Source organism: Candidatus Phytoplasma ziziphi, assembly GCF_003640545.1.
Taxonomy (GTDB): domain Bacteria; phylum Bacillota_I; class Bacilli_A; order Acholeplasmatales; family Acholeplasmataceae; genus Phytoplasma; species Phytoplasma ziziphi.
On the sequence record NZ_CP025121.1, the window covers coordinates 61,301 to 77,067 of the forward strand.

At 21.0% G+C, this 15,767-nt stretch carries 13 protein-coding genes; 8 read left to right on the top strand and 5 right to left on the bottom strand.

All coding sequences use genetic code 11. The features are described from left to right. Nucleotides 1–59 precede the first annotated feature (59 nt). Complete coding sequence (locus tag CWO85_RS00405; protein WP_121463736.1) at nt 60–500, bottom strand: Spx/MgsR family RNA polymerase-binding regulatory protein; 441 nt, start codon at nt 498–500, stop codon at nt 60–62. Between the two features lie 1,023 nt (nt 501–1,523). Between CWO85_RS00405 and CWO85_RS00410 the strand changes: the two genes are divergently transcribed. From CWO85_RS00410 to CWO85_RS00435, 4 genes are all read left to right on the top strand, one after another. Continuing rightward, nucleotides 1,524–1,763, top strand: a complete 240-nt coding sequence (locus tag CWO85_RS00410; protein WP_121463737.1) for a hypothetical protein — start codon at nt 1,524–1,526, stop codon at nt 1,761–1,763. Between the two features lie 317 nt (nt 1,764–2,080). Beyond that, the gene (locus tag CWO85_RS00415; protein ID WP_121463738.1) at nt 2,081–2,425 is read left to right on the top strand and encodes a hypothetical protein; all 345 of its coding nucleotides are present in this window, start codon (nt 2,081–2,083) and stop codon (nt 2,423–2,425) included. Continuing rightward, nucleotides 2,400–2,573, top strand: coding sequence for a hypothetical protein (locus CWO85_RS03590; protein WP_161554964.1), 174 nt, complete (start codon nt 2,400–2,402; stop codon nt 2,571–2,573). The genes CWO85_RS00415 and CWO85_RS03590 overlap by 26 nt, the downstream gene beginning before the upstream one ends. A gap of 1,987 nt (nt 2,574–4,560) precedes the next feature. Further along, nucleotides 4,561–5,214: a hypothetical protein gene (locus tag CWO85_RS00435; RefSeq protein WP_121463741.1), complete on the top strand. Its 654-nt coding sequence runs from the start codon at nt 4,561–4,563 to the stop codon at nt 5,212–5,214. Between the two features lie 1,618 nt (nt 5,215–6,832). Here CWO85_RS00435 and CWO85_RS00445 read toward each other — a convergent pair. The 4 genes from CWO85_RS00445 to CWO85_RS00460 are packed head-to-tail and all read right to left on the bottom strand — an operon-like array spanning nt 6,833 to nt 10,887. Then, entirely contained in the window at nt 6,833–7,942 is a 1,110-nt protein-coding gene (locus CWO85_RS00445) for a metal ABC transporter permease (protein ID WP_121463743.1), read from the bottom strand. Nucleotides 7,943–7,944: 2 nt separating this feature from the next. Continuing rightward, nucleotides 7,945–9,018 carry a metal ABC transporter permease gene (locus CWO85_RS00450; RefSeq protein WP_121463744.1) on the bottom strand — a complete coding sequence of 358 codons (1,074 nt, stop codon included), beginning with the start codon at nt 9,016–9,018 and terminating at the stop codon, nt 7,945–7,947. Nucleotides 9,019–9,043: 25 nt separating this feature from the next. Beyond that, complete coding sequence (locus CWO85_RS00455; protein ID WP_121463745.1) at nt 9,044–9,799, bottom strand: metal ABC transporter ATP-binding protein; 756 nt, start codon at nt 9,797–9,799, stop codon at nt 9,044–9,046. Continuing rightward, the gene (locus CWO85_RS00460) at nt 9,796–10,887 is read right to left on the bottom strand and encodes a metal ABC transporter solute-binding protein, Zn/Mn family (protein WP_121463746.1); all 1,092 of its coding nucleotides are present in this window, start codon (nt 10,885–10,887) and stop codon (nt 9,796–9,798) included. Before CWO85_RS00460 ends, CWO85_RS00455 begins: the two co-directional genes overlap by 4 nt. A gap of 853 nt (nt 10,888–11,740) precedes the next feature. On the opposite strand from CWO85_RS00460, the gene CWO85_RS00470 reads away from it, so the two are divergent. The 4 genes from CWO85_RS00470 to CWO85_RS00490 all read left to right on the top strand — a co-directional run bounded on the left by CWO85_RS00470 (nt 11,741) and on the right by CWO85_RS00490 (nt 15,738). After that, nucleotides 11,741–12,391: a hypothetical protein gene (locus CWO85_RS00470; RefSeq protein ID WP_121463748.1), complete on the top strand. Its 651-nt coding sequence runs from the start codon at nt 11,741–11,743 to the stop codon at nt 12,389–12,391. Between the two features lie 164 nt (nt 12,392–12,555). Further along, nucleotides 12,556–13,194: a superoxide dismutase gene (locus CWO85_RS00475; protein WP_121463749.1), complete on the top strand. Its 639-nt coding sequence runs from the start codon at nt 12,556–12,558 to the stop codon at nt 13,192–13,194. 427 nt (nt 13,195–13,621) lie between these two features. Continuing rightward, nucleotides 13,622–14,866: a DEAD/DEAH box helicase gene (locus CWO85_RS00485; protein ID WP_121463751.1), complete on the top strand. Its 1,245-nt coding sequence runs from the start codon at nt 13,622–13,624 to the stop codon at nt 14,864–14,866. Beyond that, on the top strand, nt 14,863–15,738 hold the full coding sequence (locus tag CWO85_RS00490) for a deoxyribonuclease IV (RefSeq protein ID WP_121463752.1): 876 nt from the start codon (nt 14,863–14,865) through the stop codon (nt 15,736–15,738). Before CWO85_RS00485 ends, CWO85_RS00490 begins: the two co-directional genes overlap by 4 nt. Nucleotides 15,739–15,767 lie beyond the last annotated feature (29 nt).

Genomic DNA, 15,767 nt, shown 5'->3' on the forward strand with positions numbered 1-15,767 from the left:
TTACTATTTTTTACTATTTATTAAAATATTTTTAACTTTTCAATTATTACTCAATGAAATCAATTAGAATTAAAATAATTTTTAATTCTAGACATATAGTCATCATTTTGTTCTGTATTAAGATTATTTTGGATTATATATTGACGTAAATTTTTAGGCATAAAAATTCTAATATCTTCTTTATTATAACCTATAACAATAGATTTTTCATCATAAATAATAGGTTTTTTACAAATAGAAGGATTTTTTATAATAAATTTTTTGATTTCTTTAATAGTCATTGAAAATAAATCATTTTTTTGTTTTTTAAAAAGTTTAGAGCGAGTAGATATTATACTTGTAAAGTCTATATTATCATAATGTAAAATTACATCAATATCTTCTTCAGTTAATTGACAACTACTTAAATTCTTTTCTTGATAATGAACATGATGTAAATCTAGCCATTTCTTAGCTTTTTTACATGAAGAACAGCGATTACTAGTTAAAATACAAATCATAAATCATAAAAATTCTTTCTTGTTAAAACATTTCTTTGACAATTGTTTTAAAATTTTTTTAAAAACAATAAATATTAAATTTAAATATAATTTAAAATAAAAAAATAATTTTATAAAATAAAAAAATAATTATTTTAAAAAAAACTTCCCCTTACAATAAATATATTTTGCAAATGTCAACAACTAAAATATTCTTAATTATAGCAAATTTTATTAAATCAAGCAACAAAAATGATTTTTAACAAATTGTCCAACATAAAATAAAGATCTATTTTTTTATATTAGGAATAAATTTAAATTAAATAAAGGAAAAGTATAAATTTCTTTTAAAAAAATTATTATCTACCATTATAAAATCAAAAAGATAAAGACGATATAATTTTCGAAATATTCAAAAAAAATATCAAAGAAGTTAAAATCCAATTTAATAAAAATTTAAGAAATACAACAATTACTTTTCCCAACCTATAAAGAAACCAACCATAAACACTAAAATTAAAAATAATGAAACTAAAAAAGCACCTGTAGAATCAACTAACAATGTAAACAAAAAAACAAAATATATTAATAATAATATTTATAATCTTTATTTTTTTATATTTATAAATTTTATAAAATCAAAAGCAAAAGCCTTCATTAATTTGTCAAAATAAAACTTTTTCAAATTAATAATTTAAAAATTAAATCATTGATTTCAAAATAAATGATTTAATTTTTTTCTTTTATATGCAGATAAGATTAAAAATAAGATTTAAAAATTATCTTTTAAAAGGTACATATAAGTTTTTTTTTTTTTTTGAATACAATTCTTTTATACAACATGATACAACATGATATTTACTGCTTACATGATACAACAAAATTAAGATTATTATTTTAAAAATTAAATAAAATTTAAAAAAAATTAACATAAGTATTTGTTTAAACTATTTTAAACAAATACTTATGGGAGGATTACATCTAAAATGACATATCTAGAAAACCATAATCAAAATAATATTAAACATCGCTTCAAAAGGCCAAATGCCAAAATCACTAGCTGGTTATGGTTCTTCCGCTGATAACCAAGACGCTGACAAATTATTAAGGCGAAATTCATCAAATATTTCAAAAGATCGTGAACTATTAAAAAAAGAATGTCAACGATTAATCAAATTAAATGAAATTCCTTTAATCAAAATCGCTGAAAAGTTATTTTATCAAAAAAAACTTTCTCGAGCAGACGTTATTGAAATTATTAAGAATTATCCATTAAAAAAATAATTCGAACTAGGACAAAATTTGAGACTCGAACAAATACTAAAATAAAATTAAAAATATAGTTTTTTTAGTTTAATTCGTTCTTTCTTTTTCATTAAAAAGCTAAAATAAGTCTTATCGAAAACTTAAAAAATTAGATGGGGTGTATATATACAGTCTTCCCAAAAAAGATAAAAAAGACAAAGTGTATTTTTATACTATTTTATCAGATAAAAAGGTATTATTTATAAAAATAAATTGTAATTAATCTGTTAATTATTGATTTCCTGTTATTTGAAAAAGTTCGATAAAAAACAAAAAAATTTACAATTAAAAACATTATGAAAAAAATAGCAAAAAAAGTATTTGGTAAATCTATTAAGAATTTAAACGTTGATAATTTTGTAATTACTGGTGTTTCAGGGGTCGCTAGTGAAAATTTAACCAATCTTGTAGGTGATATTTTAGAACAAAATCCTGACGCTTTAGAAGTAGATAGTAAAATTATTAGTATTATTGAAGATTTTATGATGGGATGTATAGATTTTGTTGATGATATTCCAATAGTGAATAATTTAGCCAAAGCAGGATTAGAAGGTTTCAAAACTTTCGGAAAAGAAACTATTTATCCAGTAAATATTTTGAATGAAGTAGACAAAAATGTTTTTAATAAAGATAAATTATAAAGAAATTGAAAATCCTTTGGATATAGCAAAAAATATCAGTAAAGGAACAGCTATGGCAGCAGAAAGCGTTTTTAAAGCATCTGTTCATACGGTTAAAGATGTTAGTTATAGAATTATAGATACTTTTTCCAAATTAAAATTTTGGTAATGGGATAAAAAAAGTAAAAATTATGAAAAAAATAAAATTATTTAAATTAATATGTTTTTTTACGGTTATACTTTTGAATATTATCTTTATTATTTTATCAGTGCTACCCGAATATAATATATTCGCAGAAAATATATCTAAAACGAAATTACCTAATAAATATTTTATTTTTTTTATAAGATGGATTGTTTGTATAAATTTTTTCCTTGTTTTTATAGGAATACAAATATATATTGTTTTTAAAATTTGTAAAGGTAGTGAGCTTGTTTACAAAGATCCTAATAAAGGGGGGAACTCGAAAATATTAATGTTTCCGAATCTATATCCAATTTAAGAATTGGCCGAACTAAAGGCGAACCAACATCATTTTTTTTGATAATCATTTTTGCAATATATTGTTTTTATTAACTATTATATTTTTAATTATATCAATGATTCTTAAGTGTGTTTGGTTAGGAACTATTTTTATGTTTATTTTCGTTACATTAATGTTGTATGCCGCATTACGCAATAGTTTATCTAATCTTTGGGTTCTTTATGTTAAATTTTTCAAATGGTTAGGATTTTCTTAGTTTGAAAAAGATTTTAATAAAACAATAGCCAAAAATAATTATTTTCCTATAAGTGTATTTTATTATGAAAAACAAAAAGAAAAAGAAAAGATGAATAAAAAAATAAAAAAATTATATGTGTAAAATATTTTCGATAATTAAACCATTAAACCAGATTATAATATTCAAAAATAATCTGGTTTTTTTATTATTAAAAATAAAAAAATCTAAAATACTAAATAGCGAAGTTATTACCTTAATAATTTATTTTATAAAATTTAACTTAAAAGTTCTAACTTTAGAGAATATATCAAAATATTTTTCCAAAAATTTTCTAAATATTATTCAATAAAAAAACGTTTATTATTTTATTTATTATAAAAAAAATAATTTTTTTCATTTCCATCTTGGAAAAACATATTATAAATAATAAAATTTATCATTAAAAAATAAAAATTGAAACCATTATTTTTGATAGTTTGAACTCGTAATTTTATTATAATCTATATTATAAATGGCTTCAAATTTAGATGCATAACGATTCAATTTTGATTATTATGTTTGTATTGAGTTTTGGCGAATTATAATAATATGATTAAAAATTTTTTTATATTTAATAGTAAAAAAATTCTATATAAAAATTAAAATGTTTTTTTATATAGAATTTTTTGTTGTTAATATTTATTTTTTTGAGTTAAAAATATATCAGATTTCAAAAATTATTTTGTTATATCCATTCAAAAAAAATTCTAAAAATAATTTTAATTATTGTTTTATTTATGTTAAAATACAAACGTAAATTAAAAATTATTTTTTAAATTTATTTAAATTTTAAAAGTCAATTTTATAAAAACTGTTTAAAAAAATATAACAGCGCGCTATAACATCATATAAACGACACAACCCGAACGTCAAACTTTAATTTCTAATATTTATATCACATCGTTTTGCTTATGCTTATGATATAAACAATTTGTTTTAACATATCGCGAAACATTCAGTAATATGATATTTAAATATTGTAAAAATATTAACATATCAATATTTTTAACATTGTTTATATCATTTGAATTGTTGCTGTTAGTTATTTTTGTTTTCGTTTTTAATTTCTCCTTAAGAGTAATTAATACCAATATTAATAAAAAAATATAAATAATAAAAAAATATTTTAAAAAAATTTTATAAAGTTATCTTTTATATTAACAAACCGAATTTAAGGTCAATTACTAAGTTTCCTTGAAATAAATGATTTTACTTTTTTCTTTGACATAAGATAAAATTAAAAAAGATTCCCAAATTATTTATTGAAAAAGAATATATAAGTTATTTTTTTTACTACAATTCTTATATAAAATAATAAAAAAAATTCAAAATTTAATTTTAAAAATAAAAAACTTTTTTTTAAATAAAATTCAGTAAAGGAGAATACCTCAAATATGAAATCTCAAATCCAAAAAATATGTCTTTTAGCGGTAGTACCTACGATTATCATTGTAATTTTTATGATATTAAAATATTGGTTGGTTAATAAATTAAGGTTGGTTAATAAATTAACAACTCCAAACGCTCCTATTGCGGCAGGAGTAGTTGAAAAACAAAATAAAAAAGAAACGCCAAACAATGGCGCATCAGGAATACTAACTAATGATGAAGTTGAAAAATCTGGATTAATATTAATTGAAGAAAAAAACACAAAAGCACCTGAAACATCTAACATTGGAAAATATGGACAAACACCTAATGATGAAGTTGCAACATCTGGATTAATATTAATTGAAGAAACAAACACAAAAGTACCTGAAACATCTAACATTGGGAAATATGGGAAAACACCTAATAATGAAGTTGAAAAATCTGGAGCAATATTAATTGAAGAGACAAACGCAAAAGCGCCTGAAACATCTCACATTGGAACATCTGGAGCAATAGCGATTAAGGGAATAAACAAATCTAGAGCATCTAAAATTGACACATCTGGAACTAACAAAAACAATTCAAAAGGTAAAAAATATTTAAAATTTTACACCAAATTAAAACAAAAAGTAATGCAAAAAAACATTTATTTAAAAAAGTTCATCAAATTTAAATAATTAAATATCTTTTAAAGATCTTCGAATCGAAAGGTCTTTTTTTATATCTAAATATTATTAAAGGAGTATTCAAAACGAAATTAATCATTTTCAAATGAATTAATTGCTCTTTTTTAATGCAATTTGTAATTTTACAATTGAAATATCTTTTGAAAATAAGGGAACATTTTTAAATTTAAAAAAACATTTAAGTTTTTTAAATAATTTCTTATTTTCAAAAGATATTTATAAATATTATTTTCGCTCATCCGCTATATAATTAAGTCCAAAAAGGAACAAAAAAATTAATAAAATAAAAAAATATTATTTTTTTATATACAAATTTTATTTTTATAAAAAAGCATCCAATAAAAAAATCTTTTTGCCAAAGGTTTAAAATATTTTCATAAAATAAAAAAATTATTTGTTTCAAGTTTGAGAAGAATTAGACGACAATGAATAATTTAATTTAATTACAATATATTTATTATTACAAAAGAACAAATAATAATTAATTACTTTTGTATTTTTCAGTTTTTTTAATTTTAGTAATTATTTTTTGTAATAATTTAACTTTTTAATTAAGTTATTTTATTTTATGAATTAAATTCAGTAAGTTATTACTTTTATTCAACCTCAAATAACTTCTTGATAACCTTTAATTTAGTGTTATTATATATTCCGTCACAAATTCATTTAAACATTTTTTTAATTAATGTTATAATTAATTTTAATTATATATTTCGATTAGCATATAAAATATATATAATTAAATCGAGTTAGTACAAAATATTAGAGTTAGACAATTGCTAAAATAAAACAGAACTTGGAATTAATAAGTTATTTTGAGATAAAATTTTATTTTTTATTGCTTCTTCGGTCTATGATTTCAATTTTTATTAAAGTGTTTTTTAATTGTTCATCGGTTAAATTAAATAGTTTGAACAAGTTTTGATTTATTAGAATTATTTCTTTTTCGTTTTTTCTAACGCGTTTAAGAAATTTAAAATAAATTATAACATCCATAAACAAACTTATAGCAATAAATATTTCAATTATTAATTTTAATGTTTCTATTTCCATAATTATATCATCCCTTTCTTAGTTTTTAAAATAAAAAAACATTTTGTGATTAATTTTGAAATAATTTAATACTTTTATATTATAATAATTTACATAAAATTTATTATTTTAAACTTTTTTGTTTTTTTGTTAAATTTGTTTAATGATTTATATTGACAACATCGTTTTCATAAACAGCGTCCGCCTTCGCAATCATTAGAAATAATATATTTTTAACTTCTTCCCGCTGCTTTTTACCGCTTTGGAAAAATAAAACTTTTTTACAGTTATTAAGTTTTAAAAAACAAACTATTTATTTTTCAATAAATAGTTTGTTTTTTTTCTTTTATATGGAGGAAATTAAAAAAAGAAAAAAAGAGTATTAAAATTTTAAAAGCAATTCAAACAGTAGAAAAATTAACAAACAACAAAAGAATATCAAAATAACAAATTTAACATAAAAAATGACGACGACAAATCACAATTTAAAATTTTTTTAATATTTTGAAAAGAACCATTTTTGGCCTAGTTAGATTTTGTTTTATAAAATAACTTATAAAATTTGAATTAATATTAGTTAATCCAAATTATGACTTAATCCAAATTTTTGATTTTTTTGATATAAATATTTTCTTCCGTAATCAGTAATAATTAATTCTGTATTTTTATTTATTATATATCCTAATTTGATCGCTTTCTTTAAACATGTTTTGTAACGTTCTGAAGACCATTTTAAATCTTTTTTTACATCATTTATATAATTTTTTTTATTTTGTTGAAAATGATTTTCTAAATGCATTAATAAAATAATTATCAGAAAAGATTTTTTATACAAATAATGTTTAATAATTTTAGCTATAATGCCGTTTTTAGGTTCAAAATATAAAACAATCAAAAAAATAAATAAAATAACTACTGAAATTAATCCCGAAACAGGCAGATCAAAATAAATTCCTAAATAATAACCCAAACTAGTACTTACAAAAGATATCCATAAAGATAACCCCCAAGCTATTGATAATCTTTTAGTTAACAATATAGCTGTAGCGGCAGGACCAATCATACAAACAATAGCCATTATGGTACCAACTACATCAAAAGAAATAACAGCTGTCAAAGATGTTAAAGTCATCAAAGCATAATTAATAAAAAGAGAAGAAAATCCTAAAATATTAGCCAAAGAAGGATCAAAAATAAAAATTTTTAATTCTTTATAAAAAATAACAACAAAACATAAACTTAATATTAAAATAGGAATTATTTTATATAATTGTGAAATATGAGCTAATTCGATATGCCCTAAAAGAGCAGCGTCAGTATCTATATGAATATCTCTAATATATATACTAATAATAATAATTGCTAAAGAAAAGAAAAAAGTAAAAATAATTCCGATAGCTGAATCTTTTGAAATTTTACTATTTTTACTTATTAATTCTATTAAATAAAAAGTTAAAATTCCTATTAAAGTCGCTCCAATAATTAAAAAAGGAGAGTTCAAATCTTTTACTATCAAATAAGCAATTACGATTCCTAATAAAACACTATGACTAATAGCGTCTATAACCATAGAAACTTTCTTTAAAATCAAAAAAACACCTAAATTAGCTAAAGATAAAGAACAAAAAATTAAAATTAAAAAAATATCTATTTCGAAAGAATTTACAATCGTATCAATAAAATGCATAATCAAATGTCACCGTTTATTAAATTTTCCACTAAATTAATTCCTTTGGGAGTAATTTTAATTTTTCCAGATTCTTGTTGTAAATATTTCTCATCAAATAAAAACAAATCTATTTTTTGAAATTCATCGTATTCTTCGTTATGATAAAAATGTATTAATTGCCTAAATTTTGTAATTTTGTTTTGATATTTTTTTTGTTGCCAAATTTTTTTAAAAATTCCGTATTTAGGAGCAAATAAACAAGTTAAAAAAATAAAAAGAGTATTCACAACTATAATAATAGGTCCTGTTGGCATATTATGTATATTCAAGCTAATAATTATTCCGATAAAACTAGATAAAAAAGAAATTATAGAAACAATTATTATATTTGTTAATAATCTATCACTTATATAACGGGCTATTACTCCTGGCATAATTAAAAAAGCACTAGTTAAAATAATTCCTGTTATTTTTAAACTGATTATAATTAAACCTATTAACAAAGTATTTAAAATTAATTTTAAAATAATATTATTAAAACCTATACTTTGAGAAAAAGACTCATCAAAAGTAAAAACTTTTAATTCTTTCCATAAAAAGATGATAGTTAAAATAGTTAAACAAGTTATAACGCCGACCATTATAACATGTTCTTGCGAAATTAAAGCAATTTGGCCTAAAATAAATTTTTCCAAAACAGCAATAGAACAATCATCAGTTCCTTTTTGGGCATAAGCCATCAAAACATTTCCTAAACCAAAAAAAGAAGCTAGAATCAAAGATAAAACAGTATCTGATTTAATTTTAGAATATCTTTTGATCACTTCCATCAAAAATAAAGATACTAAAGAGGCTCCAAAAGCGCCTATCCAAATAACCCATTCACTAGTATCTCGAAAATAGATATAAGAAAGAGCGATCCCTGGAAGAACAGTATGTGAAAGAGCATCCCCTATTAAAGATTTTTTTTTCAAATTAATAAAAATACCCAATATACCAGATGTTATTCCTAATAAAAAAGAACCTATAAAAATTTTAAAAGCAGTATAAGTATTTAATAAAGAAAAAAACGATTTCACATCACCAATATTCATTTAATGTTTACTCCTTTTAAAAATATTATTTTTTTGCATTTGTTTTATTTATTTTTTTATTTAGTTGATAATTTTTATAAGTTTTTTTTATATTTTCTGAATTAAATACTTTATCAGTTTCGCCACTAGCTATTTTTTGAATATTTAATAAAATAACATGATCAAAATATTGTTTCACAGTTTCTAAATCATGATGAACTACAACAATAGTTTTTTGTTGCTTTTGTAATTCTTTCAAAACAGTTATAATTTTTTTTTCTGTTTGAATATCGACTCCTTGAAAAGGTTCATCCATTAAATAAATATCACCTTCTTGAGCTAAAGCTCTAGCTAAAAAAATTCTTTGTTGTTGCCCGCCCGAAAGTTCTGAAATTTGACGATCTTTAAGTTCTGTTATTCCCACTTTTTCTAAAGAATCTAAAACTATTTTTTTATCATAAAGAGTAGGTCTCTTAAACCATCCTAAATGTCCATATCTTCCCATCAAAACAACATCAAAAACAGTAGTAGGAAAATCCCAATCTACAGAATTTCTTTGCGGTACATAAGTTATTTTTTTTCTTATATTTTTATATTTTTCGTTATTAAATAAAACTTCTCCTGAGATTTTAGGAATCAATTCTATCAAAGTCTTAATTAAAGTAGATTTCCCTGCTCCATTAGGACCTAAAATAGCTGTCAAAGAACTTTTATAAATATCGATATCTATATCCCATAAAACAGGTTTCAAATGATAAGCAACAGTTAAATCTCTAATTTTAATTGATATTTTTTTTTTCATAATAAATATTTCTTTATAATTTTCATATTATTTAAAAACGCACCTACATAAGTAGAGTGTTTATAAGTGCAGCCGTTTAATGTTTCTTGTCCGTCTTTTCCTAAAGAATCAGAATATAATTCTGCATTTTTAGGAATCAAAATAGGGCCTAACCCTCTTTTGTTTCTAGATTTATCGACTTCTTCTTTTAAACTTTGTAAGGAATCTTTTGGCATTGAACTTTCTGTAAAAATAGCTTTGACATTGTTATTAGTTAATTTTTCTGCCAATTCTATTATGTCTTTCATATTCGCTTCTGTTTGCGTTGAAATCCCTTGTATAGAATGCAATTCAAATTCACATCCATGTCTTTTAGAAAATTTTTTCCAATAAGAAAAAGCATCATGAGCTGTCACTAAAATTAATTCATTATTATTTTGTTTTTTTGAATCTTTTAAATATTTTGTTTCTTTAATAATATATTGTTTTAAATTTTCTAATGATTTTGTAAATAATTTATAATTGTCGTCTAATTGTTTTTTATCGTCTGAGTTAGGTATTATTTCGTATAATTTATCTTTCAATTCATCAACTACTTTCAACCATAAATCGATATCAAACCAAATATGAGGATCACAATCTTCAGAATTTCCTTCTTGTAATATATCTTTTTGTTCTATATCTTTTTGTTTTAAAATATCGCCAATTGGGAATAATGTATCATCTTTGGATAAAAGTTTGAAAGCTTCGACCATTTTAGCTTCTAAATGTAAACCGTTAACAACTACCAAATCCGCTTTTTTAATTTTGCTGCGATCCGATAATTTAGTTTTATAATTATGCGGATCTATTCCTACTCCCATTAAAGGATCATTGCAAATAATACTTTCTATTTTTTTGTATCCAGAATCTTCATCTTTATCTACTTCGCCTATCAAATGCCTTATCGCGTCATCTAAAATAGTAGTTGTCGCTATAACAACAATTTCTTTTGTGTCCTTTTTAGGAGTTATTTTTAATAAAAAAGCTGAAACAGGAATTATTAAAATAAAACAAGTAATAAGAATAATAAAAAAAAATCTAAAATTTTTTTTAAATATTTTCAACATTATAATAATTTCCTTAATCTATAATTTTTTTAAATATTTTAACATTATAATAATTAACTTAATCTATTCACAATAAAAGAAAATTAAAATGATTATATTGAGTTTCGTTCGTTCTAAAAAATAATTAAAATTAACTATAAAAAAATTATTAATTCTAATGAAAAGAAAATTAAAATAATTATATTGGATTTCGTTCATTCTAAAAAAGAGTTAAAATTAACTATAAAACATTTATTAATTTTAATTAAGAGAAAATTAAAGCGATTATATTTGATTTCATTCGTTCTAAATTTGATAAAAATTTCATTTATAAATAGCTTAAAAAATAAATCAATTCAAAAATTATATATTAAAAAAAAAGATAGAATCAAAAACTAATGAAAATGGATTTCCCAAACATTAAATATTTGAAAAAAATAAATTTATAAAATAGTTTAATATATTTAGAAAAATTTAAAAATTAAAATTGTAAAATCTCGATTTTATAACTACACTTTAATTATAATATATTTTTAAATATATTGTCAAATTATATTTACAAAAATTTACCATTCCTGCTTTTTACTGCTCTTCACTGTTCTTTATTGCTTTAATGATTTAATACTTTTTTTAAAATTACTAAATTTGAAATATTCAAATTATTTACTTTATGTTTCAAAAATAAAATATCAAAAATAAAATAAAAATAATTTTCTAAAATTTTAAATACTAAATTTAGTATAAATAGTTAATAATATATATATATATATATATATATATAGTTATAAATAAAAAAACATCTATAAAATATATTTGTTCTATTTTTGAACATAATTTTCGAAATAAATCGAAAATAACGAAAGAGGTTTTAATATTGAAAATAAAAAATATTTTTTTATTTTTAATTATTCCCAGTATTATTCTTATTTTGATTATTTTTTTTATTTTTGCGATACAAAAAGAAAAACAAAACAAAAAAGAAACCATTATTTATGAACAAAAAAATTTTTTTAAAACTCCGAAAAAATTATTATCCAAATTTGACAATAATTATTCAAAAGCTTTAGCTTATTTAGGATTAAACCGATTTATTATAGGTTTACAAAATAATATATACGAATATAAAACGTTATGGATAGGCGATAAAGAAATATTTATAGAAAAAATTTTAAATGGTAATTTAGGGACAGCATCCTCTCCTTTAATATTTGGAACTATTAATTTTTTAGGAGAAAAATTGAATAAAAAAATAAACTTATTTATTAATGATTATCTAGCTTATAATTCTATAAATAAATCTAATTCTGAAACACAAACTTTCATATTAGAACTTAAAAATGATAAAAATCATTTTTTTATAAATGATTTCGAAGATACATTAGGAGATGGATATTGTTTTTTTAATGCTATTGTATTTTTATTAGATCAAGAAATAAATAATTGGAAAAATATAATTTTTTCAGATATCCCATATACACAAATTTTAACAGATAAAGAAATTTTACAAATTTCTGTAAATTTATAAATTTTTTTAATTATTTATTTATTTCCGAAATTTTTTAATAATACAATTATTCTTTTATATATTATTTCTTATATAATAAAAATGTTACAATTAAAAATTAGATTTAATTATTTTTTATTAAAATAAATTAAATTTATATTACGAAAGGAAATGTTCTTAAACTAATGAAAGACAATTTATTTGAATTGCCACAATTAAAATATGCATATGATTCTTTGGAACCTTTTATAGATGCAAAAACAATGGGAATTCATCACACTAAACATCACCAAACTTATATTAATAATCTTAATGCAGCTTTACAAAAACACCAAATAAATAATAAAGATTTAGAATTTTTATTAAAAAATTTATCTTCTTTACCAGTAGATATCCAACAAACTGTTCTAAATAACGGAGGAGGACATTTTAATCATTCTTTTTTTTGGACTATTTTAAAATTAAATGAGATATGTAATCCTTCTTTTAAAATAAATCATTTAATTCAAAAATATTTTGGCGATTTGGAAACTTTCAAAGATCGTTTTGCAGAAAGCGCAAAAAGTCTTTTTGGAAGTGGTTGGACATGGTTAATTTATGATTTTCAAAATAATTTAAAAATCGTCAATACTCCTAATCAAAATACAGTTTTAGATATAGGACATCCTCTCTTAGGTTTAGATCTATGGGAACATTCTTATTATTTAAATTATCAAAACCGCCGTCCAGATTATATAGAAGCTTTTTATAATGTTATCAATTGGAGTCAAGTCGAAAAATATTTGAAAAAAGCTATTGAAAATAATTCATCTTCGAAAAAATAATTTTTTCATTTCAAGATGAATTAATAGATGTAAAAAAACGAGCTCTTTTTAAAAGCTCGTTTTAATTATTTTTTTTATATAATTATTATATATTTCAATGTTTTTTGATATATTTCCATATTTCGATTACAAATATAATTATAGATGGCAAGGCTAAAATTAAAATTAAACAGAAAAAGAAAATCCTTGATTTCCAAGACATATTTTGTTGTTTTATAAACGGATGTTTAATTTGTTCTTTGTTTGATTTTTTATCTTTTTTAGAATTTATTTTTTTTTTCACTACTAAACCTCTTTTTAAAAAAAATTTTTATATTAATTCTTTAGTAAAGAATCAAAAAAATATTGAATTATATATTAATTATATATAAAAAATATTTAAAAAATAATATTTTCAATTATTTCATTTTATAATAAGGACATGAGAATGGAAAATTATATTAAACAAAAATTAAAACAATTAAATTTTGAAAAAGTAACACCTATTCAAAAAGAAGTATTCGAAAATTTTTCGAAACCTTTTCATTTAGTAGGAAGTGCTCCTACAGGGACAGGAAAAACTCATGCTTATTTATTGCCGATTCTAAGTCAAATTGATTGGAATAAAAATATTATTCAAGCGGTTATTATTGTACCGACTAATGAATTAATTTTTCAAGTATTTAAAATGATCAAAGAAATAGAACAAAGAACTTCTCAAGTAAAAATTTTTTACGGAGGTATGGATAAACAAAAAATTTTAACAAGTTTAGAAAAAAAACAACCTCCTTTGATTATAACTACTTTAAATAAATTAATGGAATATACTACTGTTTTTAAAAAACTTAATATTTTTAAATCTTCTTTTTTAGTTATAGACGAAGCAGATACTTTATTTGAACAAAATTCATTATCTTTATTAGATGTTTTATTAGCGAAATGGAAACCTAAAATTTTATTATTTTCTGCTTCCATCACGAATAATATGAATCCTTTTATACAAAAATATTTCGGAAAATCATTATTTTTAGATGTTCATTCTCAACAAAAATTAAATTTAACATATTATCTTTTACAAAGTTCTCCTGATAAACGTTTGAACGATTTAATTCATTTCATGAAAAATTTAAATCCTTATTCAGCTTTAATTTTTGTTTCTAAAAAAGAAGAACAATCCAAAATATATGAATATTTAAAGAGTTCTAATTTTAATATTTTAAATTTCTCCTCTGATTTAAATGTTAAAAAAAGAAAATATTTAATGACAGAAATTAAAAAAAACAAATACCAATATATTTTGACTAGTGATTTATGCGCTAGAGGCCTAGACTTAGATATTGAATGGGTTATTCACTATAATTTGCCTTCAAAAAATTTAGAATTTTTTCAACATCGTAGCGGAAGAACAGGAAGAATGGGAAAAGAAGGTAAAGTAGTTCTTTTTTACGATGATAAAGAACAAGCTTCTTTAACAACAATTCAAAAAAATTATAATATTGTTTTTAAAAAAATAGCTTTAACTGCTAATGGTTTTAGTGAAATAAAAACAACAAATTCACAAAATATTAATAATAAGAAAAATAATATTAATAAGAAAACTTTTTCTTTTTCGAAAAAGAAAAAGTTTATTTCGAAAACAAAAACAAATTCTACAATTAATAAAAAGAAAGTTATTTTTTCAAGAAAAAAATGATTAAAATAGGTAGCCATGTATCATTTAAAAAACCTTTTTTTTACTTAGATTCTTTTAAACAAGCTTTATCGTTTGGTTCTAATACTTTTATGATTTACACTGGAGCACCTCAAAATACTCAAAGAACAAATATATCTCAAACTTACATACAAGAAGCATTAAAAGAAATGAAAATAAAAAATTTTGAATTAAATGATTTAGTAGGACACGCTCCTTATATTATTAATTTAGCTAATCCTTCTTTAGAAAAAAGAAATTTTGCTATCTCTTTTTTAACAGAAGAATTAAAAAGATTTTCTCAATTACAAATTCCACAAATGGTTTTGCATCCAGGAAATCATCTTGAACAAACTAAAAAAGAAGCAATTAAATTAATCGCTATAGGAATTAATCAAATTTTAAGAAATACAAATTCTTTACAAATTAAAATCATTTTAGAAACTATGGCTGGGAAAGGAACAGAAATAGGTTCTTGTTTTCGGGAATTAAAAGAAATTATTGATTTAATCGATAACAAAGATAGAATAGGTGTTTGCTTTGATACTTGTCATGTTTTTGACGCAGGTTATGACATTAAAAATAATTTTCAAAAAGTAATAGAAGAATTTGATAACATTATCGGATTAAAATATTTAACTGTTCTTCATATTAATGATTCTAAAAATAATTTAGGCAGTAGAAAAGATAGACATGAAAATATAGGTTACGGAAAAATAGGTTTTGGCGCTCTTATCAAAATTATTTATTATTATCCTTTTGCGCATTTACCTAAAATATTAGAAACTCCTTTTATCAATAATATGCCTCCTTATCAAAAAGAAATTGAAATGATAAAACAAAATAAATTTAACTCTTATTTAAAGGAAATGTAATATTTTTATTTTATAACACAAAAATATTT